This window comes from Helicobacter sp. WB40 (assembly GCF_027859275.1).
In the GTDB taxonomy this organism is placed as follows: domain Bacteria; phylum Campylobacterota; class Campylobacteria; order Campylobacterales; family Helicobacteraceae; genus Helicobacter_D; species Helicobacter_D ibis.
Window position 1 is genome coordinate 1 of sequence record NZ_JAQHXS010000005.1, and the last position, 24774, is coordinate 24774.

At 31.3% G+C, this 24774-nt stretch carries 25 protein-coding genes and 1 pseudogene; 6 read left to right on the forward strand and 20 right to left on the reverse strand.

All coding sequences use genetic code 11. The features are described 5' to 3' along the window. Nucleotides 1–168: 168 nt before the first annotated feature. From PF022_RS04535 to PF022_RS04545, 3 genes are read right to left on the reverse strand one after another with little or no spacing between them, the layout of a single operon-like run. A complete protein-coding gene (locus tag PF022_RS04535; RefSeq protein ID WP_271020981.1) occupies nucleotides 169–486 on the reverse strand; it encodes a DMT family transporter in 318 nt (105 codons plus the stop codon). Beyond that, nucleotides 486–617 (reverse strand): hypothetical protein, encoded by a 132-nt coding sequence (locus PF022_RS04540; RefSeq protein WP_271020980.1) that lies wholly within the window; start codon nucleotides 615–617, stop codon nucleotides 486–488. Before PF022_RS04540 ends, PF022_RS04535 begins: the two co-directional genes overlap by 1 nt. Before the next feature lie 31 nt (nucleotides 618–648). Next, entirely contained in the window at nucleotides 649–1050 is a 402-nt protein-coding gene (locus PF022_RS04545; RefSeq protein WP_271020979.1) for a DMT family transporter, read from the reverse strand. Between the two features lie 724 nt (nucleotides 1051–1774). On the opposite strand from PF022_RS04545, the gene PF022_RS04550 reads away from it, so the two are divergent. Then, nucleotides 1775–2440, forward strand: a complete 666-nt coding sequence (locus PF022_RS04550; RefSeq protein ID WP_271022932.1) for a replication initiation protein — start codon at nucleotides 1775–1777, stop codon at nucleotides 2438–2440. Here PF022_RS04550 and PF022_RS04555 read toward each other — a convergent pair. Genes PF022_RS04555 through purB form a run of 7 tightly spaced genes read right to left on the reverse strand, consistent with a single transcriptional unit; the run spans nucleotide 2417 to nucleotide 9221 of the window. Beyond that, nucleotides 2417–3667, reverse strand: a complete 1251-nt coding sequence (locus PF022_RS04555) for an RsiV family protein (RefSeq protein ID WP_271022933.1) — start codon at nucleotides 3665–3667, stop codon at nucleotides 2417–2419. The two genes, PF022_RS04550 and PF022_RS04555, sit on opposite strands and share 24 nt — an antisense overlap. 17 nt (nucleotides 3668–3684) lie before the next feature. Beyond that, complete coding sequence (dcuC, locus tag PF022_RS04560; RefSeq protein WP_271022934.1) at nucleotides 3685–5082, reverse strand: C4-dicarboxylate transporter DcuC; 1398 nt, start codon at nucleotides 5080–5082, stop codon at nucleotides 3685–3687. A 46-nt stretch (nucleotides 5083–5128) separates the two neighbouring features. Then, complete coding sequence (locus PF022_RS04565) at nucleotides 5129–5812, reverse strand: DNA-methyltransferase (protein WP_271020975.1); 684 nt, start codon at nucleotides 5810–5812, stop codon at nucleotides 5129–5131. Nucleotide 5813: 1 nt separating this feature from the next. Next, entirely contained in the window at nucleotides 5814–6701 is an 888-nt protein-coding gene (locus PF022_RS04570) for a group I intron-associated PD-(D/E)XK endonuclease (protein WP_271020974.1), read from the reverse strand. Next, entirely contained in the window at nucleotides 6701–7627 is a 927-nt protein-coding gene (locus tag PF022_RS04575; protein WP_271020973.1) for a DNA cytosine methyltransferase, read from the reverse strand. The genes PF022_RS04570 and PF022_RS04575 overlap by 1 nt, the downstream gene beginning before the upstream one ends. A 26-nt stretch (nucleotides 7628–7653) precedes the next feature. Further along, nucleotides 7654–7884: a hypothetical protein gene (locus PF022_RS04580; RefSeq protein ID WP_271020972.1), complete on the reverse strand. Its 231-nt coding sequence runs from the start codon at nucleotides 7882–7884 to the stop codon at nucleotides 7654–7656. An 11-nt stretch (nucleotides 7885–7895) separates the two neighbouring features. Continuing rightward, complete coding sequence (gene purB, locus PF022_RS04585; protein ID WP_271020971.1) at nucleotides 7896–9221, reverse strand: adenylosuccinate lyase; 1326 nt, start codon at nucleotides 9219–9221, stop codon at nucleotides 7896–7898. Nucleotides 9222–9365: 144 nt separating this feature from the next. Between purB and PF022_RS04590 the strand changes: the two genes are divergently transcribed. Next, complete coding sequence (locus PF022_RS04590) at nucleotides 9366–10904, forward strand: Yip1 family protein (RefSeq protein WP_271020970.1); 1539 nt, start codon at nucleotides 9366–9368, stop codon at nucleotides 10902–10904. A gap of 331 nt (nucleotides 10905–11235) precedes the next feature. Here PF022_RS04590 and pheA read toward each other — a convergent pair whose 3' ends face one another. The 8 genes and pseudogenes from pheA to PF022_RS04630 form a co-directional block, all read right to left on the reverse strand. Further along, a complete protein-coding gene (gene pheA, locus PF022_RS04595; RefSeq protein ID WP_271022936.1) occupies nucleotides 11236–12303 on the reverse strand; it encodes a chorismate mutase in 1068 nt (355 codons plus the stop codon). 8 nt (nucleotides 12304–12311) lie between these two features. Further along, entirely contained in the window at nucleotides 12312–13058 is a 747-nt protein-coding gene (locus PF022_RS04600) for an SDR family NAD(P)-dependent oxidoreductase (protein WP_271020968.1), read from the reverse strand. Between the two features lie 9 nt (nucleotides 13059–13067). Continuing rightward, nucleotides 13068–14360, reverse strand: coding sequence for a tetratricopeptide repeat protein (locus PF022_RS04605; protein ID WP_271022938.1), 1293 nt, complete (start codon nucleotides 14358–14360; stop codon nucleotides 13068–13070). Beyond that, nucleotides 14344–14712, reverse strand: a complete 369-nt coding sequence (locus tag PF022_RS04610; protein WP_271020966.1) for a YkgJ family cysteine cluster protein — start codon at nucleotides 14710–14712, stop codon at nucleotides 14344–14346. The genes PF022_RS04605 and PF022_RS04610 overlap by 17 nt, the downstream gene beginning before the upstream one ends. Then, on the reverse strand, nucleotides 14706–15401 hold the full coding sequence (locus tag PF022_RS04615) for a tRNA1(Val) (adenine(37)-N6)-methyltransferase (protein WP_271022939.1): 696 nt from the start codon (nucleotides 15399–15401) through the stop codon (nucleotides 14706–14708). The genes PF022_RS04610 and PF022_RS04615 overlap by 7 nt, the downstream gene beginning before the upstream one ends. Next, nucleotides 15398–15841, reverse strand: a complete 444-nt coding sequence (locus PF022_RS04620; RefSeq protein ID WP_271022940.1) for a hypothetical protein — start codon at nucleotides 15839–15841, stop codon at nucleotides 15398–15400. The genes PF022_RS04615 and PF022_RS04620 overlap by 4 nt, the downstream gene beginning before the upstream one ends. 17 nt (nucleotides 15842–15858) lie before the next feature. Then, nucleotides 15859–16218 (reverse strand): annotated as a pseudogene (locus tag PF022_RS08845) (LPP20 family lipoprotein); the annotation flags it as partial. A 273-nt stretch (nucleotides 16219–16491) separates the two neighbouring features. Then, nucleotides 16492–18408 (reverse strand): 6-hydroxymethylpterin diphosphokinase MptE-like protein, encoded by a 1917-nt coding sequence (locus tag PF022_RS04630; protein ID WP_271022942.1) that lies wholly within the window; start codon nucleotides 18406–18408, stop codon nucleotides 16492–16494. Nucleotides 18409–18476: 68 nt separating this feature from the next. Here PF022_RS04630 and PF022_RS04635 point away from each other — a divergent pair, with 68 nt between their 5' ends. From PF022_RS04635 to PF022_RS04645, 3 genes are all read left to right on the forward strand, one after another. Beyond that, nucleotides 18477–19040 carry a class I SAM-dependent methyltransferase gene (locus PF022_RS04635; protein ID WP_271020961.1) on the forward strand — a complete coding sequence of 188 codons (564 nt, stop codon included), beginning with the start codon at nucleotides 18477–18479 and terminating at the stop codon, nucleotides 19038–19040. An 81-nt stretch (nucleotides 19041–19121) separates the two neighbouring features. Then, nucleotides 19122–20051, forward strand: a complete 930-nt coding sequence (locus PF022_RS04640) for a ribose-phosphate pyrophosphokinase (RefSeq protein WP_271022944.1) — start codon at nucleotides 19122–19124, stop codon at nucleotides 20049–20051. Next, nucleotides 20023–20589: a peptidylprolyl isomerase gene (locus PF022_RS04645; RefSeq protein WP_271022946.1), complete on the forward strand. Its 567-nt coding sequence runs from the start codon at nucleotides 20023–20025 to the stop codon at nucleotides 20587–20589. Before PF022_RS04640 ends, PF022_RS04645 begins: the two co-directional genes overlap by 29 nt. A gap of 13 nt (nucleotides 20590–20602) precedes the next feature. Here the strand turns inward: PF022_RS04645 and PF022_RS04650 are convergent, their stop codons facing one another. Then, complete coding sequence (locus PF022_RS04650) at nucleotides 20603–21901, reverse strand: methyl-accepting chemotaxis protein (protein WP_271020958.1); 1299 nt, start codon at nucleotides 21899–21901, stop codon at nucleotides 20603–20605. A 96-nt stretch (nucleotides 21902–21997) separates the two neighbouring features. Between PF022_RS04650 and prfB the strand changes: the two genes are divergently transcribed. Beyond that, a complete protein-coding gene (prfB, locus tag PF022_RS04655; protein WP_271022948.1) occupies nucleotides 21998–23095 on the forward strand; it encodes a peptide chain release factor 2 in 1098 nt (365 codons plus the stop codon). Here the strand turns inward: prfB and PF022_RS04660 are convergent. After that, nucleotides 23092–24648 carry a hypothetical protein gene (locus PF022_RS04660; RefSeq protein WP_271020956.1) on the reverse strand — a complete coding sequence of 519 codons (1557 nt, stop codon included), beginning with the start codon at nucleotides 24646–24648 and terminating at the stop codon, nucleotides 23092–23094. The two genes, prfB and PF022_RS04660, sit on opposite strands and share 4 nt — an antisense overlap. Between the last annotated feature and the right edge of the window lie 126 nt (nucleotides 24649–24774).

The following is a 24774-nucleotide window of genomic DNA, read 5'->3' on the forward strand; positions in this document are numbered from 1 at the left end:
TACTAATAATGTAAATAGAATTGCAGATGATATTATTAGTGATGTAAATAAGAAAAGATTCTAGGAGTCTTTTCTTAGAATTATTTAGTTTATTTAACGGATATATAGTTCTATAATTTAATATAGATTCTAATATTAGAAACTCTAATATATATTTAAATTCAACTTCTAACTAAGCAACTTTAATCCAATGCTTGAAGTAATGATAAGAAAGATAAAAAATAGCTTTAAAAATGATTTAGATTCTTTAAAAAATAAAATCCCAATTAAAACTCCACCACAAGCACCAATACCTGTCCATATCGCATAAGTTGTCCCCATAGGAATCTCACGCATAGCAAGGCTTAAAAATCCAAAGCTAAGCATGAAAACAAACATAATAGCAAGTAAGAATATTTTACGCTTTGTTAGCACAAATTGCTTCATCACAAATACCCCAATAATCTCCATGCACCCAGCCAAAAGCAAATATATCCATGAAAGCATTATTTTGTCCTCTTTTGTTGTGATGTGCTAGTGGCAAATGCATACTCGCCCACTATATAGCGATAGCTTATATTTTCTAAAGAGGAGAATCCTTCTAACATAGATTCTAAAAATCCTTTACCTAAAGCCATTATTCTTCCTTATTAGATTTATTAATAAATTTTAAGTATTTTGATTATTTTGTGTAAGCTCATCAAGCCCTAACTCGTGGGAGAATTCCTCTATTATCTCTTCATCGCCTTCTTTACTTATAAGCTTTAGCCCAATCACGCCAACAATCAACACGCAAATAAGCCCAACACGCCATATATCAAATCTCTCTCCAAAATATAGCATTTCAGCCATCACTACACCTGCTGTGCCAATACCTACAAATACCGCATATGCTACGCTCACCTCCACACTCCTACATGCTGTAATCATAGCAGTAAATGAAAACATAATCCCAATGCCTGTAAGGATATAAAGCCAAAGACTATCAGCATACTTTAGCCCACTCACCCAAAACACCTCCACAATCCCGCCTAAGACAATTAAAATCCAACCTATATTTTTACTTTGCATATCTCGCCCAAGTTCTTAAATTTTGCAATTTTACACTATGGAATCTTACTTTTATTTGGATTCTAATGGAGTAAAATCCATAGTGGTTTTGGCGAAATTATAGCACTAGAACCAATATTTTTTCTTCATTATTTAAGCAAAACCAAAAAACGATAATCTTTATCTTAATTTCTTTATGGTGCAAGTGGTAATAATTGTGAACTTACATACTAGGTAAAGCTGGAACTATCAAAACTACTTCTAAAATCTTCATCATAGAAATAGAAAATAAAAAGATTTTAAAAGAAGAAAGTGAAGTGAGCATAAGAGAAGAAGAGGGGGTTTTAGTGCTGTATGCACTCTCCAATAAAGATAAATCCTTGCAAATTTAGCATTATAGAATCTTATAAAAACGAAGAAAGCTATAAAAAACACAGAAAGCAAACATTTTCAAAAATACAAGCAAGGCACACTGCATATGATAAAAAGCCTAAAATTTATCCCCAGGAAATTTAGAAGTTTTAAAAGCACAGAAGAGTGATTTTAGTAAGAATCATTGGGCAATAATTATTTTTTAATTGATTTAAAAAAAGAGCAGAGCGTTTTTAGCAAATACTTGGCTTTTAGATAGTTGTTCTTTGGTTTATAACTATTTTGTGTGAAAATTGTAGTTTTCAATACAATTAATAGTATTTTATTTTTTATTGGTATTTAAACACTAATTTTAATTGTGTGGAAAATTGCTATGAGGAAAACTTATAAGAGACAAAAAACTATTGTTGTGGATACTAGAAATCCAGTTGTTGAATATCACAATGATTTTAGTGATTCTGTTTTGAAAAATAAATACAACAAGTTGGTTTTAATTTCTTTTAGAGATATTTTAAATTTAATTGACACTTCAAGCTTTGAAAATGGAAAATCTTCATTAAGAGTAAATAAAAAAAGATTCTATGAAAACTTAGTGTTTTTTGCCACCAAATTAAGTTCTTTGAAGTTTGAATCTAATTTAATTTATGAAGATGGTTATCGATATTTTAAGGTTTCTTCTTTCTTTGAGGAAATATCAGTTGATGAGCGTTTGGAAGTTTTGGCTATTAAAGTTAGCAATAGTGGAGCTTTTTTTATTAATAACATTATTGAATACTATACTAAATTTGAATTAAAAGAGTTTTGCAGTCTAAGAGGTAAATATTCTAAGAATCTTTATAGGTTATTGAAGCAATTTAATAATCTAGGTGAGTGTTATATTGATTTTAATAAATTTAGAAGACTTATGGGAGTTTCTAGCAATTTAAGGAATTGTGATTTCGATAGGAGAATTTTAAATCCAGCAATAACGATGTTGAATCAAAACAATCACAAAAATGAGCCTTATTTTAAAAATTTATTGCGGTATTGCGTTGAATAGATATGCAATAAAACCTGTATTTTTCACATGATTTGTTAGCTCATAGAATTTAAATTTAATCTTTATCGCACCACTTGAATATGGTGCAATCTCATATGTATTGTATATAAATATAAAATTGTCAGAATCTATCTGAAAGCTAGATGGCATAGTATTTAGTGGCTTATCTGGCTCAAATAGCATATTAGCGTCTATAGTTTCTTTTAATTTTTTATCTATTAGTTTTAACAATTCATCTGATTTAACAAAAATATCATCTATTTGCAACATCAAAAAATCTTTAGATTCTAAGTCATATAATCGGCTACCATAGTAAGAATTCCCATGTGCTCCGCCTGTATAAGAATATACAACTTCATTAAATACAATAATCTTGGAATCTATATAGCCGATATTTAAGAGATTCCTAAAATCAAAGTTTATATCTACTTCATTTCTGGCTGAATATACATTTGCATTTGATAATTCTTTAACACTATTGCAATTGTCACACAAACCATGCATTTTGCGATTTTCTATTTCGAATGTTTTTTGTATTGTTTCTACAAATTGCGGGTAAAATGATTCATTAAATTTTCTATTACCTTCTATAAATGGAACACTAAAGCTATAGTTAAAGAATCTAGGATTCTGCCCTACTTTGCTTTGTGTTATCTCTTCAATGTTGAAATTTGCAATGTTTATGTTACTATATTTAATCTTACTTTCACAAAAATAAAACTTATCTCCATTAAAGCTAGAATCTATATTTTCAAATTCTAATTTTTGATAATTATTTACTATTTTATTACTTTGCCAGATTCCTTGTATTGTAAATCCATTGCACTCATTAGAGTTAGAACTTATTTTTAGTTCCTTTATATTTGGGATTTGCCTTTTTTTGGAATCTTTTATGCTAGATTCAAGTAGCGTCAAATGCAGAATTTTATTGTTATCTACTAGCTCATAATACGCCCATGCCCTAACCTCTTTTGTATCTTTATCCCCTATTATCCCTTCTAGTTGATAGAATCTATTTATATGAGCATTTTCATTTACTTTTGTATGTAGTATTTTTTGGGTGTTTTTTTCTTTGTAGTTTAGGTTTGTTAGAGCTATATCTTGTGTGCTTATAGTATCATTTCTTGTATTACTATAAGAATCCATATTTATATCTGCAAACACACTCATACTAGTAGCAAAGATAACATTGCTGCAAATAAGCCAAATAAACAATGCTTTTTTCATATTATTCCTTAGTTAATTTACGATAAATAAAATGCCACAGCAATATTAATAATCATGGCAATTAGCAATAAAGGCGTAGTTCTCTTTATAATATCCATTGGAGATACTTTGGCAAATCCAGCTAACGCCAAGATTCCACCAGAGATTGGCGAAGCAGCCCTTCCTAAGCATGATGCTATCTCTATTGGTAGAACCAAAGCTATAGGAGCTATCCCAAGTTTTGTCGCAATATCAGGGGCTAATTTACCAAATGCATTAAAAGCAGCAATGCCACTACCCATAATAACACTTGCAAAATACACTAAAAAGCTAAGAATTGTGATTGATAATAACACAGCAATCCAAGCAAACTCACCCTCTTCACCAAAGCTTTTCATTGCATTTACCAAAATCCCTATTCCGCCTAGAGATTCAATTCCTTTTGCAAATACAGAAGCAGCAATTAAAATGCTAACAACACTTACAAAGATTTCTGCCATTCCCTTTAGGATAACGACCATGTCTTCACCTAGTTTTTTAGCATCTTTATGTCTTATAAACTCTATTATAAAGACAAAAGTAATGCTTATAAAATTCGCACTTACAACATCAAGCTTGATACCCATAAAATATGTAGCAAAGAGCAAGACAACAGGCAACCATGGGAAGAAAATATATAGTGTTGGGCATTTTGGGTCTATTATTTCTGGAATCTCAACTTCATCATTTAGCACACCTTTTATTCTATCTTTTCTATCAATCCAAGCAAAATAAAATGGTATTAGAATCGCAATACATACAACATAAGCTAGAACACTATATATTTGGTAGTTTAAAAACAATCCAACTACATTCTCGCTCTCACCTACCATATTTGCCATTGTGATTGAATTTGCGTCCTTTGGTCCATAATCAAGTGCTATTAGAGATAGGACGCATACTGCTGTTATTGGTCGTATTTTTAGGGCTATTAGCACTGGATAAATACAAGCTAGAAGCAATAAAAGTAATCCAGTATAGCTTGAAATAACAATCTTTAACGCCATTCCAACTACAAAAGTTCCGCTTAAAATTAGATATTTATTTTGTATCTTACCTAGTGGTTTATTTGCTAAAAATGCTAATTTGGCAGAAGCGTTTATATGCTTCATATAAGCAGCAAATCCAGCAACACTCATAATAATAAGCCCAGTTCCGCTAAGTTGCTCTTTAAAGGTAGCAACTATAAATGCATAACTATCAAGTAATACATTTAAAAAGCTAACATCTTCTCTTGTAGGAGACTTTGGTATTGGTGTACCTGTTATATAAAATGCAAAAATAATTAAAATTATTCCGGAAAATAAAAAGATAAAAATTGGATTATATTTTTTTAATATATAGTAAGACACTATTATGACAGATATTAAAGTCGAGAATATCATAAACAATTGCATTGCACACTCCCCCTAATTATACGCAAAACTATTATATTGTATCATGTTATTTAGTTGTTAATACTTTACAAATGTTATTTAAAGCTAGATTACTACCAATAAACTCTCTTTTTAGAATTTTGCAGCATTCAAACACACTAAAGCTTCCAGCAGCAGGATCAAGCACTATATCTCCAACATTGCTACAAGATTCTATTAATTTGCTTTGTAAACCTTTTGGCTTTACGTGTGGGTGAAGTTTTAGCTCATCTTGCGGAATCTTTTCCATATACACATCGCGGATATTATGCAGCTTCCAAGTATCTTTTGCTTTGAGTGGTTTTTTTTGTAAGATAAGCAAATATTCACTTTGTCGTCTCGTGCGATAACCCATACCCATTTTGCCCTTATCCCAAGTGATTAAATCCACAATCTGCAAACTTGTAGAATCTAGCCAAGACTTCACCCCCTCGCAGAGATGAAACTTATCAATCCATAGCATTAAGTAAGCACTTTTTTTAAGCACTCTATCAATCTCTTTGATAAAAGAAATTATAGTGTCCTCACTCATTTGCACCAAAGTCGCCCTACCCTTTTGACGCTCACCCTCATTACCATACTTAAGTTTTTCAAGCACACCACGATACTGCGGATCAAAAAAACACAGCGCAATGCTACTATCTTCTATTTGTTTTAGTAATTCCAAACCACAAATATTAAGGTATTTATTGAGCAAAGGCTGATTAGTCATGTTATTTTTGCCTTGCTACTTTTTTAATTATTTCCCAATTTTCTTTATATTTTTGAATGTCTTGCAATTTAACCTTTACACATTCCTCATCACTCAAACTATCCGCATAACTCATAGGTAAAATATAGCAAATTCCAACTTGTTTATCCACTGCGACATAAATATCGCAATCCTTGCTTGTAATGCGTTTGCCCCTGTTTCTTTCGTGTGTATGGTCTATACCTTGTCCGCCCCTATCTCTATCTTTAAAACTAATAACCTCACCACTAGAAATTCCTTTAATTTGGATTCGCAAAAGAATATTTTCAAAATCCACAATAGCATCATATCTGCTACTTCTTACATCTACATTTGAAGCATTAAAACCAGCCAAAATTGCCCTTGCGATAAACAAAAACTGAGCACTATCTCCAGCATTTGCAGTCATTACACCAGAATTAATATTTAATAAATTTGTAGAAAATCCATCAATACTTGCTACAAAAAGAGATTTTTCTAAAACTTTAGAAAGCTTACTTTGTATAAATTTAAATTTTTTATCATTATTAAATATTTCTTGTATATGTGTTAGTGCAACATCTTTGAGTTTGGAAATATCTATTTTTTTAGCTACCTCTACAAAAATTTGTGTCTCTAAAAAACGCTCAACATCTGCTTTATATAATATTTCATCATTTGCAATATCTACAATTTTATTTTTCTTATAATCAAGTTTTTCAAATCTTTGTAAAATTTTTGCTTTAAAACTATCATTATCAAGTAGGCTCATATATCTTGTTCGTAAATAATCTTTAATTTGTGTTTCATTGGGCGTTGCATTCTTAAAGCTACTTGGTTTTTCGTTAAATGCCTCAATATGTTCTTTTGTAAAATTCTCTATATCTTCCATCATAATACCTCCACTATTTTATTTGCTATTGCTTCTATCACGCCCACAGAAACACTATTGCCTATTTGTTTATAAAGGGAAGCATTTGAAAGTGTGCTAGGCAAAATAAAGCTATCAGAAAATCCTTGAAATCTAGCACATTCTCTAGGGGTTAATTTCCTTATATCTTTATTATCAATTACTAAAGGAACATTGTGCCCACCTGTTCCCATATTTGCAGTTAGTGTGGGACATAAATTTGATTTATTTTCCCTTACATAGTGTCTTCTCCACTGATAAAGAGTGTTTTTGTTTTTCATATTTTCTTTTAAAATATCATAATATTTTGTATGAGTATAATAAAACTCATCACTTACTTTTTTATCCAATAAATCTTGTATATTTTTTGTCAATGGAATCTCTTTTGGGAATTTAAACTTTTTATAAGCTTTAGAATCTAAAAACCCAACCAAATAAATTCTCTCTCTATTCTGTGGAATATTCCCATATTTAGCGGTATTTAATACTTCATGCTTTACAAAATAACCTAATTTTTCAAGCTCTTGTAAAATAATTTTTAATGTATTACCTTTATCATGTGTTTTTAAATTCTTAACATTTTCTAAAAATACTACTTTTGGTTTAAAATGTTCTAAATATCTTAAAATTCCAAAAAATACATTGCCTCGTTCATCATTAAAACCCTTGCGATATCCAGCCACAGAAAAAGCTTGACAAGGAAAACCAGCACTAATAATATCCACCTTATTTAATTTCTCTAAAGCAACATTATTAATATCATCATTGACAATTAGATTCTTAAAATTTGCCCTATATGTCTCACAAGCTTTAGAATCTATTTCAACTGCCCAAGTAGTATTAACTCCTGCATTTTTGAAACCAAGCTCAATACCTCCAATACCAGCAAACAAACTTCCCAAAAGCATTAAGATTCCTTAAAATATACTAAACATTATCCACAAGCATTAGCCTTTTTTATGGCCTTGTGATATGCATTTATATCAATGTTGCCTCTATTGGCATTAAATATTGCATAATATTCTACACTTATGCAACCAACATATGCAAAAGTATAATAAAGCGGTTTAAGTAAAGATTGCATATTTTTAGTAGATTTTAAGAGAATTTTGTTAGTGCTAGAAGCCTCCCAAAATGTATGTGCGAAAATAATTAATGCTTTCATAATAAAACTACCTAAAACACTCTCTTAAAGATAGAATCTACATTTTTAGTGTAGTAGCTAAACTCAAAGCATTCTTTAATTGCCTCTTCTCCGATGATATTTACAAGATCGCTATCGCTTAATAAATGTTGTAAATACAAGCTTTCGCCCTTGTCATTTACCACAGCTTTACCCTCTTGTAAGTCCGCCCATACTTTCATGGCATTTCTTTGCACGATTTTATAGGCTTCTTCTCTTTTTACACCTTTTTTTGGAAGCTCTAGTAAGATTCTTTGAGAGAAGACTAGCCCACCGGTTAGATTTAGGTTTTTCATCATATTTTTAGGATATACGACGAGGTTTTTTATAAGGTTTGTAAGGCGCACAAGCATAAAATCACTTGCAATAAAACTATCTGGTAAGATGAATCTCTCCACACTAGAGTGGCTAATATCTCTTTCATGCCAAAGGGCTACATTCTCCATAGAAGGCAAAGCATAAGATCTTATTATTCTACAAAGCCCTGTTATGTTTTCGCTTAGCACTGGATTTCTTTTGTGTGGCATAGCAGAGCTTCCCTTTTGTCCCTCGCTAAAATATTCTTCTGCTTCATACACTTCTGTTCTTTGCATATGTCGGATTTGAACAGCAAACTTCTCACAACTACTAGCCAAAAGTGCTAAATCGCTCATAAGCCTAGCATAACGATCCCTTTGGATTACTTGATTGCTAGCAGGAGCAGCTTTAAGCCCTAGATCTGCACACACTAGCTCTTCAAGCTCTATTGGTGTGTGAGCTAGATTGCCCATAGCACCGCTTAGCTGTCCCACAGATATTACTTCCATTGTGGATTCTAAAGCCTTCTCGTGGCGTGAGATCTCATCATACCATATGGCTAAAACTAAGCCAAAGGTAATAGGTTCTCCATGAATGCCATGGCTTCGCCCAACCATAAGTGTGTCTTTATGCTCCATTGCACGATTTTTAATTGCTTCTTTTAACTCTTTAACATCTTGTAAAATAATTTTTAAAGAATCTCTCATTTGCAATGCAACAGCAGTATCAATACAATCACTTGAAGTAATTCCATAATGAAACCATCTTGATTCTTCACCCAAAGATTCTGCTACACTTGTGGTAAATGCAATTAAATCATGCTTAGTAATTGCTTCAATCTCGTCTATTCTTGCAATGTCAAATTTTGCATTTTTGCAAATCTTCTCACAATCGCTATCTGGAACAAGCCCTAGCTTATTCCAGCCTCTAACTAAAGCCTTTTCAACTTCTAGCCATGCAGAGTATTTGGCATTCATATCCCATAGTTTTTTCATCTCTTCTCGTGCGTATCTTTCAACCATACTTATCCTTAACTTATAATATAAATAAAATTATAAGATACTTTTGTTTATATAAACTAGAAGCATTAAATTACTTCTTTATAATTCTTTTGTGATTTTGAATAAAAAAGAGATATTTAGAACTTTGTTTTTTAAAGGACAATTATGCAAGATACCCATAATAAACTTATAAAAGAGTTTTTAAAAGAAAAAGAAATTTTTGCAAAAACTTATCAAGAAACAATAAATTGGATAAATGAGTTTTATCATAATTCAAAGTTAGATTCCATTAAAAATAAATGTTTTGAGCTTAAAAAACTCGCTAAAAATAAAAAAGATTTATTAGATGTCCCAAAATACACCATAGAGCTTTCTGCGCAACTTAAAGAATTAAATAATGAAATTTACTACACTGCCCACACGCTACTTCAAGCGTTAAAAAATCATACCGCAATAGAGATTTATCATGACGCCAAAGAAAAAAAGAGGAAAGATGAAATTGGAAAACAATACGAGCAAGATAAATTTTTCTTAGAAAATTTATGTATTAAATTTGATGAAAAGTATTATATGAACTCTCTATATAATCTTGCAAAATACTTTGTTAAGCACTGGGTATTACTATTGACACTATGTAATGTCATAGGAGCACTTATTTTAATGAAGTATTTTATTATAGATATTCATTATACACCCATTATTACACAAGATAATATGTTGTATTTAATGGCTGTAACGGGAGTTATTGGTATAACTTGTACTATTTTTATAGGTTCAATCTTTACATTTTTTATTTTTTATATAAAAAAGATACAAGAAAATTCTAAACACTACTGGAGCAATAAACAAATTTTAACCTTTATTGCACTTATTGAGACACCACTTCTTTTGATTATTTTTGTCTCTTTAGGAGATGTCTTTGACATTTTTCCACAATGGATCTTAGTTGTACTTTGTGTTTCATTATTGATTGCATTTTTTGTTGTTGCAATATTTGTTATTAAAAATCATAAAGATAAATATTCTTCATTGCTTTATATGTTTTTTCTAGTTGTTTGCAATTTTATTGTTTATATTTTATTGATTTTATCACTAATAGAACCAACTGATACTTGGGAAGATTTAATGTTGCTTACTGCTTTATTTTTCATCTATAATTTCTTCTTTATATTTTTACCATTAAAACTCAACTTTAGCATCATAAACTCCCCTTTTATTATGACCACTTTCATAGCAACTCTTTTGATAATCCTAATGCTTTTTTCATCAAATATTATATCTCTACTAAAACTAGGCAATTATAATTTAAGTTCTATCTCTTTAAAGTCCGACACTCCTTCAAATTATCAAAAAAATTGCTATTTTATCCTGTCAAAAAATGAAATTATTTTAAAAAATGTCCATATACTCTCAAACAGAGGAGAAGAGATTTTGCTAGCCTGCAAAAGTAACCCTGTTTTAGCAAAAGAAAGTGATTTATTTTCCAAAATTAGCAATATTCCAAGCAATGCAAAAAACCTAACATTAAATTCAATTCACACAATTAATATTCCATCAATTTGCCAGACAAAAAATAAAATCAATGAAAAAGTTCAACTCACAAACATTCGCATTTTACATAAAAGAGATAATGATTTGGTTTTTGAATGCATTAGCCCACAATTTAACATCAAATCATCAGATGTTAATAATTCAGTGTATTAATTTCACGATTTAACACCAATCAAATGCACTTTGCATTGACATTGTGCAAGAAAAATCAATTTTAAGATTTTCTTGTATTCTTTGCCTCTTGCGTCTTTTGGACTATTTACGCCACTGCTCTAGTAAAACCTAAGTGCAATTTGTGTTACACAAAACCGGCATTTTAAATTATGTTTTACACAATAACCCTCTCAACATTGGAATATATTATAAATCTTTATCAAATTTGTATTTAACTAAAAGCTCTGTTGATGTTACTTTGGATAGACCAAAGTTTCGAATTTGGTTTGCTACACCATTTGTTGGCAATGCAATAGCTACCCTAATAGTTTTAACAATTTTTAAGATAGCTTCCTAGCCATTTTAGTTCTTTTCTGTAACGAGAAAATAATTCGCTCACATTAGCATCATCAATATGTCCATCAATATCTATAAAAAAACAATATTCAAAATTACCATTCATCTTTGAAGGACGCGATTGAATTGAAGTCATATTTATATTTAAATCCCTTACATCATATAATAGCTGATATAACACTCCCGGCTTATCAGAGCCTTCCAAATTTGCAAAAATAGTTGTCTTATCATTTCCGCTTTTTTGATTTTTAAAATTACTCATAATTATAAATCTAGTTTTATTACCACTTGCATCTTCTATATTATCAAACATAACAGGCACATTATAAAGCTTTGAAGCAATACTTGAACAAATTGCTGCACTTTTTTTGTTTTCACTTGCTAGTTGTGCTGCTTTTGCTGTGGATTCTACTGGGATTCTTTCTATATGGTCTAAACTATGTTCATTTAAGAAATTAAAACATTGCCCAAAGGCTATATCTTTAGAGTATAAAACATCTATTTCATCTAGCTTTTCTGATAGCGAAGCAAAGCAATGATGAATCGGCATATAAACTTCAGCAACTATGTTGTATCTAGTATCCCTCAAAAGGTCTAAAGTCTCTCCAACAAATCCATTTTGATTATTCTCTATGGGTATTACTGCATAGCTCACGCGACCACTCTCTAGCGACTTTATCGTAGATTGTATTGTATTGTGTGAGAAATATTCACACATAGCACCAAACCTGCTTTCAGCTGCTTGATGTGTATAGCTACCAATAGGTCCTAAATAGGCTACTTTTTCTGGTAGCTCTAAATTTCTACTAACTGCAAACACTTCTAAATAAATCGCCTCTATCGCACTTTTAGTTAGAAAGTTTGGATTCTTAGCACTTAGGCGATTTATTATTTCTTGTTCTCGTTTTGGGTGGTAGATTGGAATATTATTTGTTGTCTTTGTCTTCCCTATTCTCTTTACGATTTCCATTCGCTTATCTAAAAGCTCTAAAATCTTATCGTCAATATTATCTATCTCTTCTCTAAAATGCTGTAATTTCATAAATCCCCCTACTTTGAACGATACACATCTAATGCAGCAAAACTCTGTGAAGTTGGCATTAATTCTATGCTATTTATATTTACATGTTTTGGCATATTTGCGACAAAATACACAGATTCTGCAATATCTTCTGGTTTTAATGCATTTGAATCTCTATATAACTCCTCCACCTTTTTACTATCTCCTTTGAATCTAACAAGCGAAAACTCGCTATCACTAGACAAACCCGGCTCAATATTGCTAACCCTAACCCCGCTTCCTGCCACATCAGCTTTTAGATTTAAAGAAAATTGCTTTACAAATGCTTTTGTAGCTCCATATACATTACCTCCCGGATACGGATATGTCCCTGCTATTGAGCCTATATTTATTATATGTCCATTTTTATTTTCTATCATTTTTGGTAAAAAGTAATGAGTAATAAAGCTTAATGCCTTAATATTTACCTCTATCATTCTATCCCAATCATCAAATTCACAATTTTGAGCCTTAGCAATTCCAAGTGCTAATCCAGCATTATTTATTAAAATATCTACATCTTTATAATCTTTATCCAAAGATTCAAAGCCTCTTAATAATTCATCTCTATTGCAAATATCACAAGCAATAATTTGACAATTTTTAATTTCATCTTTTAAAGATTCTAGCTTTTCTTTCCTTCTTGCAACTGCTACAACCTTATGTCCATTATTAGCAAACTTCTTTGCAATAGCCCTACCAAATCCAGCTGAAGCTCCAGTAACTAAAACACTCATAAACAACCCCTATTTACAAGTTTGTATCTTTTTATTATGCTCCAATATTTCTTCTTCTTTATTTATCTCTTCTTGCGGTATTGTAGACATTATCTCTTTTGCCTTCTTGCAATCTTTTAGTTTGTAATAACCCCATGCAAGCGAATCTAAATAATATACATTAGAAGGCTCTATTAATAAAGCTTTTTCTACATATTTAATGCCCTTATTTATATCCATGTCATTATCAATTAGCAAATACCCAAGATAATTAAGATATAATGCTTCATTAAAGTCTTGCAATGCTTTTTCTAGCTTTGTGCTAACTTCATTTAGAATCTTTTTATCTTTTTTATCATTTGCACTTTCGTATATATACACTGCCTCTAGTGCTAAATAGCCTGAATTACCGCTCATATCATATAAATCATTTAAGATTCTAATGCTGTTTTTATAATCTTTTTTAATATTATAAATATCTAATAAAATCTCCAAAAATCTCTCATCGCTATATGTCAAGCTATGATTAGTTTCTAGTAGTTTTTGTGCTTTATTTAGCTCTTTTGTTTTTAGATAGATTTCTAGTATGACTTGCAAGTATTGAATCTTGTTTGTCTCTTCATATAGTTGTTTATATATCTGAATTGCTTGTTCATATTTCTCTTCTTTTACATATATTAGAGCTAACTTTTCACCTATTAACTGCGTTATTCCATACTTTTTTATGTGATTTTTATATAGATTTATAGACTTATTTGTATCATTTAAAAACAAAGCATAAGTTGAAGCAAGTTTATCTAAAATAAGCTCATTGTGGTTTATTTCATAGGCCTCTTGCAGATATTTTGCACTATTTTTATAATCATTTTGTAAAAAATACACAGAAGATAGCGTTTCTAAGTTTTTTTCACTTCTATCATTTTTCACAAGGATTCGTGCCTCAAATCTTGCAGCTTCGTATTGTTTGGTTGAAGTTAGAATCCCTATTAGAACATTTCTTATTTCATCGTCATCTAAATTTGTCTTTAAATATCGATCTGCTTGCTTTTTAGCTTCACTTACATCTCCCATAAGTATTAAGATTCCTATAATCTCCTTCAAATACACCTTATTATCTGTAATTGTATAAGCTTGTTGAAAAGCATCTTTTGCTTCTTTATATTTTTTGAGATCTAAGTAATAATAACCTAATGCAATATACTCATCTTCTCTACTTACAGATTCAAAGATATAAGGATTATTAACTACATTTGTCGCTCTAACGCAACCATATACAAAGATAACAATAGCAACCAAAAACAAAACACTACTTCTTGCAAACACCTATACATTCCTTTAATAATGGTTCAAAGTCATCTTTATAGCATTCCCAAAACGGAAATGACACACATTGCTTTGGTCTTCTGCTATATATTTGACATTTTCTTGTCTCTTCGTCAAAAAACACACAAGCATGTCCTTTGCCATCTTTTTGAATCTTCTCTGTTAGTGAGTATTTATACCCTACTTTTCGGACAAATTTTACAGAAAATTCATTAAAATCCATATTTAAAAACTTCGATATTTCTTCTATATCATAAGGCGTTACAAAGACATATCCACTCTCCCCAGTGCAACACTTTCCGCCACACTCTTCGCACTTTGAAGGATCAAAGGTAAAATCATACTCTAACATTTAATGCTCCATGTATTTGCTTTTTTATAAATCTCTTTTACTTCCATGCTAAATTCTCCATTATCATGTGTAAATAATGGTGGCAATATTTTACTTTGACTTTTTGAATTTTTCTTTGCCCTACATAGAAAAATAGTAGAATCTTTTGAACTACTAGGATATACAAATCTTATTTCTATTGGATTAATTTTGTATCGCTTTAGAGAAGTAAGCACATCACAAAGTGCCTTTGAATCATAGCAAAAGACAAACTCTCCATTAGGTTTTAAAATTGAATTTATCTTTTCTATCATTGATAATAATGGTAGATTCTCGCTATATCTTGCCATATAAATCCACTCATTTTCACTCTTTATTACATTTGAGTGGTAAAAAGGCGGATTTGAGATAATAAAATCAAATCTAGATTCCAAAAAATCATATTCTAAAAAATCACCCAAAATACAATTAGCACTCATTTTATTTATCCTAAAATTATTCGCACACAATAAAAATGCATTTTTGTTTTTTTCAATTGAACTTAAGCTTATTGATATATCTCTAGCACATAAGATCCCAAGTATCCCACAACCAGCCCCAACATCAAGCACATATGAATCTTTTTTTAGAAACTTAAGTGCAAAGTCATACAAAAACAAAGTATCGCTATTGTAGCAGTATCCATTTTTTGGTTGATAAATTTGCGTCATTGATACTCTATTTCTAAAACTAGTTTTTGGCTTGAATCTTTTAGATAGATTCCATTTTTATTTACAATATATATAAGTGTTCCTTGGGATCTTTTAATTGTCTGTGTGAATCCAAATTCATTTTTCAAGAATCCTTCTTTGTTAAATATTGGTTCTCCCAATAAAACATTCCTAAAATCAAGTCCCAAATAAGAATCGTCGCCAAAAAATCGCCTAACAAGTGAGGCATTAGAATAGCATTGATTATCCATACAAATACTATTTTTTGTAACTTTAAAGCTAAAAAGTAAATTTCCAGCATTAAACAACTCTAAAGAAGCATTATTTGAATCTTTTTTCAAAAATCCAACATCATTGTATTTAAAAGAATTTGTAAGAAATAAGACAACTGCAGATTTTTTATTGCTTGGTAAAGTGGGATTTGCACACCCCACTACCATAAAGATAAGCAACAATCCTAGAATTGTTCGCCTGTTAATACACGATACCATCTTTTTCCATCAAGCTTTAATTCCATGCTAACTTGGCATAATCCATCTTTATAGATAGTTTCTACTATTTCAGCATTTCTAATAACCGCCATAACTTTAGTTTTGATAGTAGAGTTCTTTAGCACCATGTCTCTAACTGTATCTTGTGCATTTACTCTAATACCATACATTTTTTCACCAATTTGTCTATAAGCATCTACAATTGCAGCTCTCTTAGCTAACGCTAAAGCTTGTGCAGGAGAAACCGTAGTTTCGGGTGCTACACCCATACCAATAGCACTAATTTCAATAATGCTAGATGGTGTCATCATAGGTGCATTTGGGATTAATATCTCATCTCCACCAACTTCTACACCTTGCAATCCTGATGGTGCATTTGAGTTTCTACCACTAGTTTGGAAGCTTGATCTGCCAACTGGAGAAGTAGAAGGACTAACTCCAACAACAGAAGTAGAAGTACTAACTCCACCTACTTGTGCTACTAATAAACTTGTCCCTAAAAGCATTCCTGCTAATACTGAAGATATTGTTTTCTTTGTCATTTCAATCCTTTTTGACATTAATTTACAAAACATAGTAAAGCAATAAGTGTTCCAACTTTACAACTTTAGCGTTTCACGGAATTCCGCTATCATCTTTTCACAATTTTCATCAAACAACTCCCCTGCCTTCTTCCATAATGGTAATATATTATCACTAGGTATATGCAATGCCACTAAAGCTATTGTGTATAAAAAGTGACTTATTGATCCGCCAAATAATATTGTAATAAAATCGTCCCTCTTTGCTACTTTTACTATTTCATCTATGAACCTATCTAAACAATTAAACAAATCTTTTTTATTTGTGATTTTTTGCTTAAACATATCTGATAGATGTCGTTTAAAAGCAAGAATCTCAAACATATATATCTTATCATCTTTAGAATAAAATCCAATCTCACTAGGATCACCAAAGAGTGATTTTAGATTCTTTATTTCTTGCTTTTTATTTATTTTCTTTAATTCAAACTCATCTGTCAAAGTTGGCTTAGCACCTTTTATATAAGCACCATCACTTAAGTTTAAAACATTAAAAGGGCTAAGTCTTGCAAATGCTTCTTCTAACGTAGCACGAGATAGTGAAAATAATGAATCTGAATAAATATCATCACTAAAATTACCATCTACCCTATACGCATCCTCTGGAATCTCTGCCTTCTCTTCTCCATAGTGAGAGCCTTTGGCATGTTTTGTAGAGCCTTTTTTATAGCCACAATCAATACCACACAACAAAACATCACTCCCAAGATATGCGGCCAATGCAGCTCCTGCATTACCAACAAATGGCGCAGCAAACCCAACTTGAAACTTTGGTCTATTTAAAGCAGCAGCTGCTGAACCTTCTCTTTCAAAAATATATAACTCTTTTGCTACTTCTTTTGCATTTTTATTAAGCACACTGGCACACAATAGTGGAATATCATCTAAAGGTGCTTCAAGCAGAACTTTATCCAAGTAATCATGTCTTTCTATTTCTATTTGAAAATCAGGTTTTATACCATAGTTCAGCAATGGTTTTAATGCGGTGCCACAAGAAAATATTATCATTTTGTCTTTATTGTCTTTTATAAATGGTAACAATGAATCTAAGCTAGGTCCATTTCCAACCACACATATAGGTGCATTTACCCTCTTTGGTTCTATTAGAATCCTAGATGTTTTTGTAGCCTTTTTATTAGTAACACCTATTATTTCATCTTCAAATGTCCCCCAACCTCTCATAGCCAAACTATGTGCTTCATAAATTATATCTTTGACACTTTGTATCGTTGGCGTGTTATACATAGCAAGTTCAAATCTTATAGCACAAGCACTAAATCTTCTAAGGGCAAAATAAGAGATGATTGCTTCCCTATTTATCAAGCTTTCTATAAACATATATCCAGAATTGTTATTTGTTTTAACAAACAATAAAGGAAAATCGATAAAAAAACAAGCAATTCTAAACATATCTAAATTTTCTTCAAATATCAAAAAGCTATGGATAAAGTAATTTTCTGCCAATATCTGCAAAGCAATGCCACCACCTAAACCAAGCATGGTAATTGAGGGTAATAATCCATTAGGTAAATGATATGCTTGTGTTGTTGCTTTATTGTTTGTTACAAATTCTAAAAGACCATTGCACATCTTTGCAGTATTTCGAAACTCATCTCCCATTATTGACGTCTCAGAGCCAAAATATCTATCCCATTTCTTGTTTATCGGAGGATTATATGCCAAATCCTCACTTATATCAAGCATCATGCTTTTGCCATCTACAATATCATAAACTAGAGTGTTATTTTTAACATCTATTATATTTATGCCCTCTTTTCCTATATATAGCCTATAATCATTAGCTGGTTGTTGTAATGGAGTTATTAAATGCGGATAATATTCTGCGAAAAATGTCATATTGTTACTAAATCTCTGTTCGCAAAACTTTTGTATTTCTTCACAACTAGAACTTCTTAAAATCTCCAAAATACCCATTTAACACCTTAAAATTAAACATAATTAGTGTATTATACATTAAATTTATCGATAGATTAGGAATCAATATGTTTTTGGAGTTTCTAAAACAGCCAAGAAAAGTTGGTGCTTTTTGCTCTAGCAGTAAAGCATTAAGTGTAGCTATGACGCATAATCTAAATATACAAAATGCAAAATGTATAGCAGAAATAGGTCCGGGCTTAGGTAGCTTTACAAATGAGATAATAAGACTAAAAGATAAAAATTCAACATTTATAGCGATAGAAATAAATAAAAATTTCTACAATATATTGTATGACAAGTTTGGACAAACACCAAATGTATATATAGAAAATCAAAATGCAAACAACATAAATAACATAATAAAATCAAAAAATATAGAAAATTTGGACATAGTTATATCTGGGATTCCTTGGACTATACTAAAGCCAAAAGATAAAATCACACTGCTATCCAATATAAACGAATCACTAAAAAAAGGTGGAGTATTTTCTACATTCATGTATGCATTACCAACACCACAAGCAAAGTCATTTAGAAAAATACTTCATAAAAAATTCTCAAAAGTAAAAGTGTCCAAAATTATTTGGAAGAACTTTCCTCCTGCAATAATCTTTTATTGTAAAAAATAAGCAAAGTTTCCATGCAATTTAAGATTCAATAATTGTTTTTTAAATAGAATCCAAGTTTTATTTTACGAACAAAGGAATTTCATGCCTGATTTTAAAATATTTACCGGAAGTGCTCATGAAGAATTCTCAAAGAAAGTAGCAAAACAACTAGATGTTGAATTAGCGAAAGCCGAAGTTTCACGCTTTAGCGATGGCGAGATAAGTATTCGTTTGTGCGAGAGTGTGAGAGGTAAAGATGTTTTTGTAATACAGCCAACTTGCGAACCCACAAATGATAATTTAATGGAGCTTCTAATAATGACAGATGCACTAAAGAGAAGCTCTGCAAATTGTATAAATGTGATAATGCCCTACTTTGGCTATGCAAGACAAGATAGAAAGGCGGCACCTAGAGTCCCAATTAGCGCAAAGCTAGTAGCAGATTTATTGCAAATAGCAGGTATTACAAGAATAATAACAATGGATCTTCACGCAGGACAAATTCAAGGCTTCTTTGATATTCCGGTTGATAATTTATATGGCTCTATCGTATTTAAAGAATATATACAATCAAAATGCTTTATAAACGCAATAGTAGCAAGCCCAGATATAGGTGGTATAGCAAGAGCTAGATATTTTGCAAAACTTCTAGGACTAGACATAGCCATAATTGACAAAAGAAGAGAAAAGGCAAATGAAAGCGAAGTTATGAATGTAATAGGCAGTGTTGAGGACAAAAATGTAATCCTAATCGATGATATGATAGATACTGCAGGGACAATAGTAAAAGCTGCAAGTGCATTTAAGCAAAAAGGTGCTTTAAGTGTGATTGCATTAGGGACACATGCGGTATTAAGCGGACCTGCGTATGAGAGAATCGAAAATAGTGAGCTAGATGAAGTAATAGTAACTGATACAATCCCACTAAAAAAAGAATGCTCAAAAATAAAAACACTAAGCGTTGCACCACTATTTGCAGAAGTAATAAGGAGGATAAACAATAATGAAAGTGTTAATTCACTATTTTTGTAGAATCTTTATTGTATTTTTTTTAGTTGGCTTTATAAACGCAAAAGAAAGTCAAAAAATACAAGCTGTGCTTGAGACAACTTCTGGGAATATTACTCTAACTCTCTTCCCAGATGTCGCACCAAAAGCAGTAGAAAACTTTGTTACACATATAAATAATGGCTACTACAATGGAGTTATATTTCATAGGGTTATTAAAAAATTCATGATTCAAGGTGGAGACCCTACAGGAACTGGTAGAGGTGGAGAATCTATTTGGAAAAATGATTTTGAAGATGAGATAAAACAAGGATACGCATTTGATAGAGCTGGAATCTTAGCAATGGCAAATTCAGGTCCAAATACAAATGGAAGTCAATTTTTTATCACCACTACTAGAACACCTCATTTAAATGGATACCACACAATCTTTGGAGAAATAAGTAAGGATAAAGAAGAAGAAAGCTTAAGAGCACTAAGGAAGATAGAATACACACAAACTGATCAAAATGACAGACCAATTAAAGAACAAAAAATAATAAAAGCCTATGTCATACAATAACATAGGCTTTAAATTACTCGTGTGAATTTATTTTATTTCTCAAATCATCTGCACTAGCTTGAATCCTATTCATAACCTCTCTAGCATCTTCTGCTAATTCAACACTTGAATTAACCCTTTCAATGCTATATTGTGTCTTTTCAACAACTTGGCTTGTTTCATCTTTGATTGTATTTACCGTTGTTGTAATTTCAGTAATTGATTTACCAGTTCTTTCTGCTAACTTTCTTACTTCATCTGCTACTACTGCAAATCCTCTACCATGTTCTCCTGCTCTTGCTGCTTCTATTGCAGCATTAAGTGCTAGTAGATTTGTTTGGTCTGCTATATCTTTAATAGTTTGCACTATTGAAGTTATCTCTTCACTTTGTTTATTTAACTGCTCTATTCTTTCAGAGTTTTCAGCCATTACAGAGGCTATTTCTTGGATATTTTCAACCGTTCTACCAATCACATCCATACCTTGATTTGTAAGAACACTATTTTCATTTACGCTTTCTGTCACAATTTGTTGCGATTGTTCTTCTCTATTTTTTTGAGCAGTTATATCAGTTGCAAATTTAATAACCTTATAAACCTTTCCTTCGCTATCAAAAACAGGGTTATAACTTGCAATTAACCACAGCTGATTTCCATTTTTGTCATATCTTACAAATGTATCTGATATAAATTCACCACTTTGAAGCTTTTTCCAAAACTCCCTATAAGATTCCGTCTTTGTATAGTTTGAATCGCAAAACATCTCATGATGTTTGCCTTTTATTTCATTTAGGCTATATTTAACCGTATTTAAAAAATTCTCATTAGCCTCTATAATTGTCCCATCTGGCATAAATTGAATTAAAGCCATAGATTTATCTGCTGCATTCATTACATTTTTTAAATCTAGTTGCTCATTAACCCTATCAGTAATATCAGAAGCAAATTTCACAACTTTAACTACATTACCTTCTTCATCTAGTATTGGATTGTAATTTGCCTCTAGCCAAATAATATCTCCATTTTTCTTCACACGCTTAAAAAGTTTAGACACAAAAGTGCCTCTCTTTAATGTGTTCCAAAAATCTACATATTCTTGAGATTCGACTAATTGTTTTTGACAAAACATCTTATGATGATTGCCTTTTATTTCATCTAATGTATATCCAACTGTTTTTAAGAAATTTTCATTAGCATCTAAAATAATGCCATCTGGAGTAAATGAAATAACCGCCATTGATTTATTTATTGCTTTAAGCTGTCTTGCATAATCTAGACATTTAGCACTTACAGCATTTGAAGTGTTATTATTTTTAGCATTTTTACCAAACATAAGAAGTTCCCACAAATTTAAAATAAAAGCATAGATTGTATCAAAAATTATAAAAAAATAAAATATAATTTCACTAAATAATTCTAAGGAATATAGATGGATAATTATGAATATGGTAAGCTACTAAAAGAACTAGAAAGCAAACAACAAAATATAGAAAAAATATTAAACCCAAAAATACTGCAAGAAAAAATAAATGAAATCTCAAGTAAAGAGCAAGATTCAAGCTTCTGGGCTGATGCGAAAAATGCAGCTAATTTGCAAAAAGAAAAAAAAATATATATAAGACAATTAGAAAAATATAACACAGCCACAAAAGCCCTAAATGACGCAAAAGAATTATTTGAACTAGCAAATGATGATGAAGAACTCTTAGAATCTTTATTTGAAGAAGCAGATAATCTAAATCAAACAATAAAAAATGCAGAAATAGAGGTAATGCTAAGCGATAAATTAGATTCAAATAATGCAATTTTTACAATCACTCCAGGTGCTGGCGGAACAGAATCTCAAGATTGGGCTTCAATGCTATATAGAATGTATTTGCGATGGGCTGAGAGAAGAGGCTTTAAGGTTGAACTCTTAGACTATCAAGAAGGAGATGAAGCAGGAATAAAAGATGCAAGTTTTATCATAAAAGGAGAAAATGCTTATGGCTACGCAAAAGCCGAAAACGGTGTACATAGACTAGTTAGAATTTCACCATTTGATTCAAACGCAAAAAGACATACAAGTTTTACTTCAGTTAGTGTAATGCCAGAAATAGAAGATGATATAGAAATACAAATAGAAGAAAAAGACTTAAGAATAGATACATACCGTGCTTCAGGTGCAGGGGGGCAACATGTAAATAAAACAGAATCTGCAATAAGAATCACGCACCTACCAACAGGCATAGTAGTGCAATGTCAAAATGATAGAAGCCAACACAAAAATAAAGCAAGTGCTTTAAAAATGCTAAAAGCAAAGCTATATGAAAGAGAAAGATTAAAAAAAGAAGAAGAAACAAATATAGATGAAAAAAGTGAGATAGGTTGGGGATATCAAATTAGGAGCTATGTGTTAGCACCTCACCAACAAATAAAAGATTTGCGCTCCAACATTGCATATAGCAATGTTAGTGCGATACTAGATGGAGATATAGATGAAATTTTAGAAGGAGTGTTAGTCTATAACTCCACCAAAGAATCTTAAGAAATTAGTCGTGCTAACTCTTGTAGATTCAAGTTGTTTTTAAATGGGCTCTCACTCTCGCTTGAGTTAAATAAAAGCTCATTTAATTTAGAGTAGTTTGCCTCATCGAATCTCTTTAGTAGTAAATCAACCAATCCGCTATTAGGTTGATTATTGCTTCCAATAGATTCTATATCTTTGAAGCTTTCTTCTAATTTTTTCCAAATATTTGATATATCAGCACTCACGCCATTTGTGGCATTGTGCAATGAATCCAAACTAAAGCTAAACGAGAAACTCTTATATGTTGCACTGCTAAAACTCCAATTAAAGCCACCATTACCATTGTTGCTAATTGATGTAGAGGCAAAATTCGTTTCAGTCCATGAAGCACTAAAGCTTAGATTCTCCAAATACACCTTAGAGCCAAGTAGGCTATTGCCATTTAGCATACTATTTAGTATTTGTTCATTTTGTTGTTGTGATTTTATTGGATCTTTTACCAAGTCTATATGGTGGATATTACCACTACTTCCATCATCTCTAATAAAATCAGAAGTCTTTTGCTTAATACCTAGCAAGTCCCCCTTCTCACCCATTAGATACTCTTTATCATCTTTAGCATCAAGATATATAACCCCTATACCCTTCTCACCTAAGCCTACTAACTCGCCTTCTCCTTTTTCATTTGGCGACCAGATTCTAAGCTTATTGTATATTGGATCATTTTTATCTATTTTGCCATCTTTATTACTATCATATTGTGCTAGATCTTTAAATCCATCTCCACTTTGTGTGCCAAATAGCTCATTGCCATCATTAATTTTTCCGTCATTATTCTTATCTAACGCTAGGAATCCAGAGCCTTTTTTAAGAGTTGATATTTGATCTTCTTTACCATCGCTATCAAGATCGAAGCTCATCGTAGTATCGCTTAGTTCAGTCCCGCTTCCTTCATAGTCAATAACAAGCGGATCTATAATTTCAGCACCCTCTTCTTTATCAACTATGCTTCCACTGCCATTTCCGCTATTTGAACCATTTATTTGTATATTTTGTATAAAACTTTGAGATATGCTAATGCTTAAATCAAGTTCTTTTTTTACGCCATCTTGTCCTACTATAGTGCCTTTTATAGATAACTCTAATGATTGATAGAAACCTTGAGTAATGCTTATCCCGCTTTGAGAACCGCCAATTTGAATAGGTGGTCTTGTGGCAATATTACCACTTATAAGATCAGTAATATCTTTTATGCTATCAATAGAAGAAGTTGGTCTATCTTGCCCATATAACTCCTCCCATATCTTCATAATATCATTTTTAATTTCAGCTATTTTTTCTATTGCATGTGATACAATCTGCTTATGAAGGTCGCCAAACTTATTGTTTGCAACTTCACTTGAAGCAACCACATTTGAAGCTTTGCTTCCTTCATCTTTTTCATTTATGGTTGTATTGCTAGTAGTTGGAACACTATTTGCTTTATCATTTTTAATCTCTTCTCCAAGAGCACTCCAATGCGTGGTGGTATATGAGGCTTTAAGAGAAGAGAAATTCATACCTGTCTGCATGACTTTCTCCTTGAAAATTTAAATTGCATTAGTTATATCGACACTTTTCTAAAAAAATTAACAATTAATTAACAAGAAATAAAATTTTAATAAGTTACTAAAATCTCAAAGCCTTAAATTTAATAT

Coding starts and splice junctions, on each gene's coding strand:
- PF022_RS04535 (WP_271020981.1), bottom strand. CDS start 486: ATGCTTTCATGGATATATTTGCTTTTGGCTGGGTGCATGGAGATTATT.
- PF022_RS04540 (WP_271020980.1), bottom strand. CDS start 617: ATGGCTTTAGGTAAAGGATTTTTAGAATCTATGTTAGAAGGATTCTCC.
- PF022_RS04545 (WP_271020979.1), bottom strand. CDS start 1,050: ATGCAAAGTAAAAATATAGGTTGGATTTTAATTGTCTTAGGCGGGATT.
- PF022_RS04550 (WP_271022932.1), top strand. CDS start 1,775: ATGAGGAAAACTTATAAGAGACAAAAAACTATTGTTGTGGATACTAGA.
- PF022_RS04555 (WP_271022933.1), bottom strand. CDS start 3,667: ATGAAAAAAGCATTGTTTATTTGGCTTATTTGCAGCAATGTTATCTTT.
- dcuC (WP_271022934.1), bottom strand. CDS start 5,082: ATGCAATTGTTTATGATATTCTCGACTTTAATATCTGTCATAATAGTG.
- PF022_RS04565 (WP_271020975.1), bottom strand. CDS start 5,812: ATGACTAATCAGCCTTTGCTCAATAAATACCTTAATATTTGTGGTTTG.
- PF022_RS04570 (WP_271020974.1), bottom strand. CDS start 6,701: ATGGAAGATATAGAGAATTTTACAAAAGAACATATTGAGGCATTTAAC.
- PF022_RS04575 (WP_271020973.1), bottom strand. CDS start 7,627: ATGCTTTTGGGAAGTTTGTTTGCTGGTATTGGAGGTATTGAGCTTGGT.
- PF022_RS04580 (WP_271020972.1), bottom strand. CDS start 7,884: ATGAAAGCATTAATTATTTTCGCACATACATTTTGGGAGGCTTCTAGC.
- purB (WP_271020971.1), bottom strand. CDS start 9,221: ATGGTTGAAAGATACGCACGAGAAGAGATGAAAAAACTATGGGATATG.
- PF022_RS04590 (WP_271020970.1), top strand. CDS start 9,366: ATGCAAGATACCCATAATAAACTTATAAAAGAGTTTTTAAAAGAAAAA.
- pheA (WP_271022936.1), bottom strand. CDS start 12,303: ATGAAATTACAGCATTTTAGAGAAGAGATAGATAATATTGACGATAAG.
- PF022_RS04600 (WP_271020968.1), bottom strand. CDS start 13,058: ATGAGTGTTTTAGTTACTGGAGCTTCAGCTGGATTTGGTAGGGCTATT.
- PF022_RS04610 (WP_271020966.1), bottom strand. CDS start 14,712: ATGTTAGAGTATGATTTTACCTTTGATCCTTCAAAGTGCGAAGAGTGT.
- PF022_RS04615 (WP_271022939.1), bottom strand. CDS start 15,401: ATGACGCAAATTTATCAACCAAAAAATGGATACTGCTACAATAGCGAT.
- PF022_RS04620 (WP_271022940.1), bottom strand. CDS start 15,841: ATGGTAGTGGGGTGTGCAAATCCCACTTTACCAAGCAATAAAAAATCT.
- PF022_RS04630 (WP_271022942.1), bottom strand. CDS start 18,408: ATGGGTATTTTGGAGATTTTAAGAAGTTCTAGTTGTGAAGAAATACAA.
- PF022_RS04635 (WP_271020961.1), top strand. CDS start 18,477: ATGTTTTTGGAGTTTCTAAAACAGCCAAGAAAAGTTGGTGCTTTTTGC.
- PF022_RS04640 (WP_271022944.1), top strand. CDS start 19,122: ATGCCTGATTTTAAAATATTTACCGGAAGTGCTCATGAAGAATTCTCA.
- PF022_RS04645 (WP_271022946.1), top strand. CDS start 20,023: ATGAAAGTGTTAATTCACTATTTTTGTAGAATCTTTATTGTATTTTTT.
- PF022_RS04650 (WP_271020958.1), bottom strand. CDS start 21,901: ATGTTTGGTAAAAATGCTAAAAATAATAACACTTCAAATGCTGTAAGT.
- prfB (WP_271022948.1), top strand. CDS start 21,998: ATGGATAATTATGAATATGGTAAGCTACTAAAAGAACTAGAAAGCAAA.
- PF022_RS04660 (WP_271020956.1), bottom strand. CDS start 24,648: ATGCAGACAGGTATGAATTTCTCTTCTCTTAAAGCCTCATATACCACC.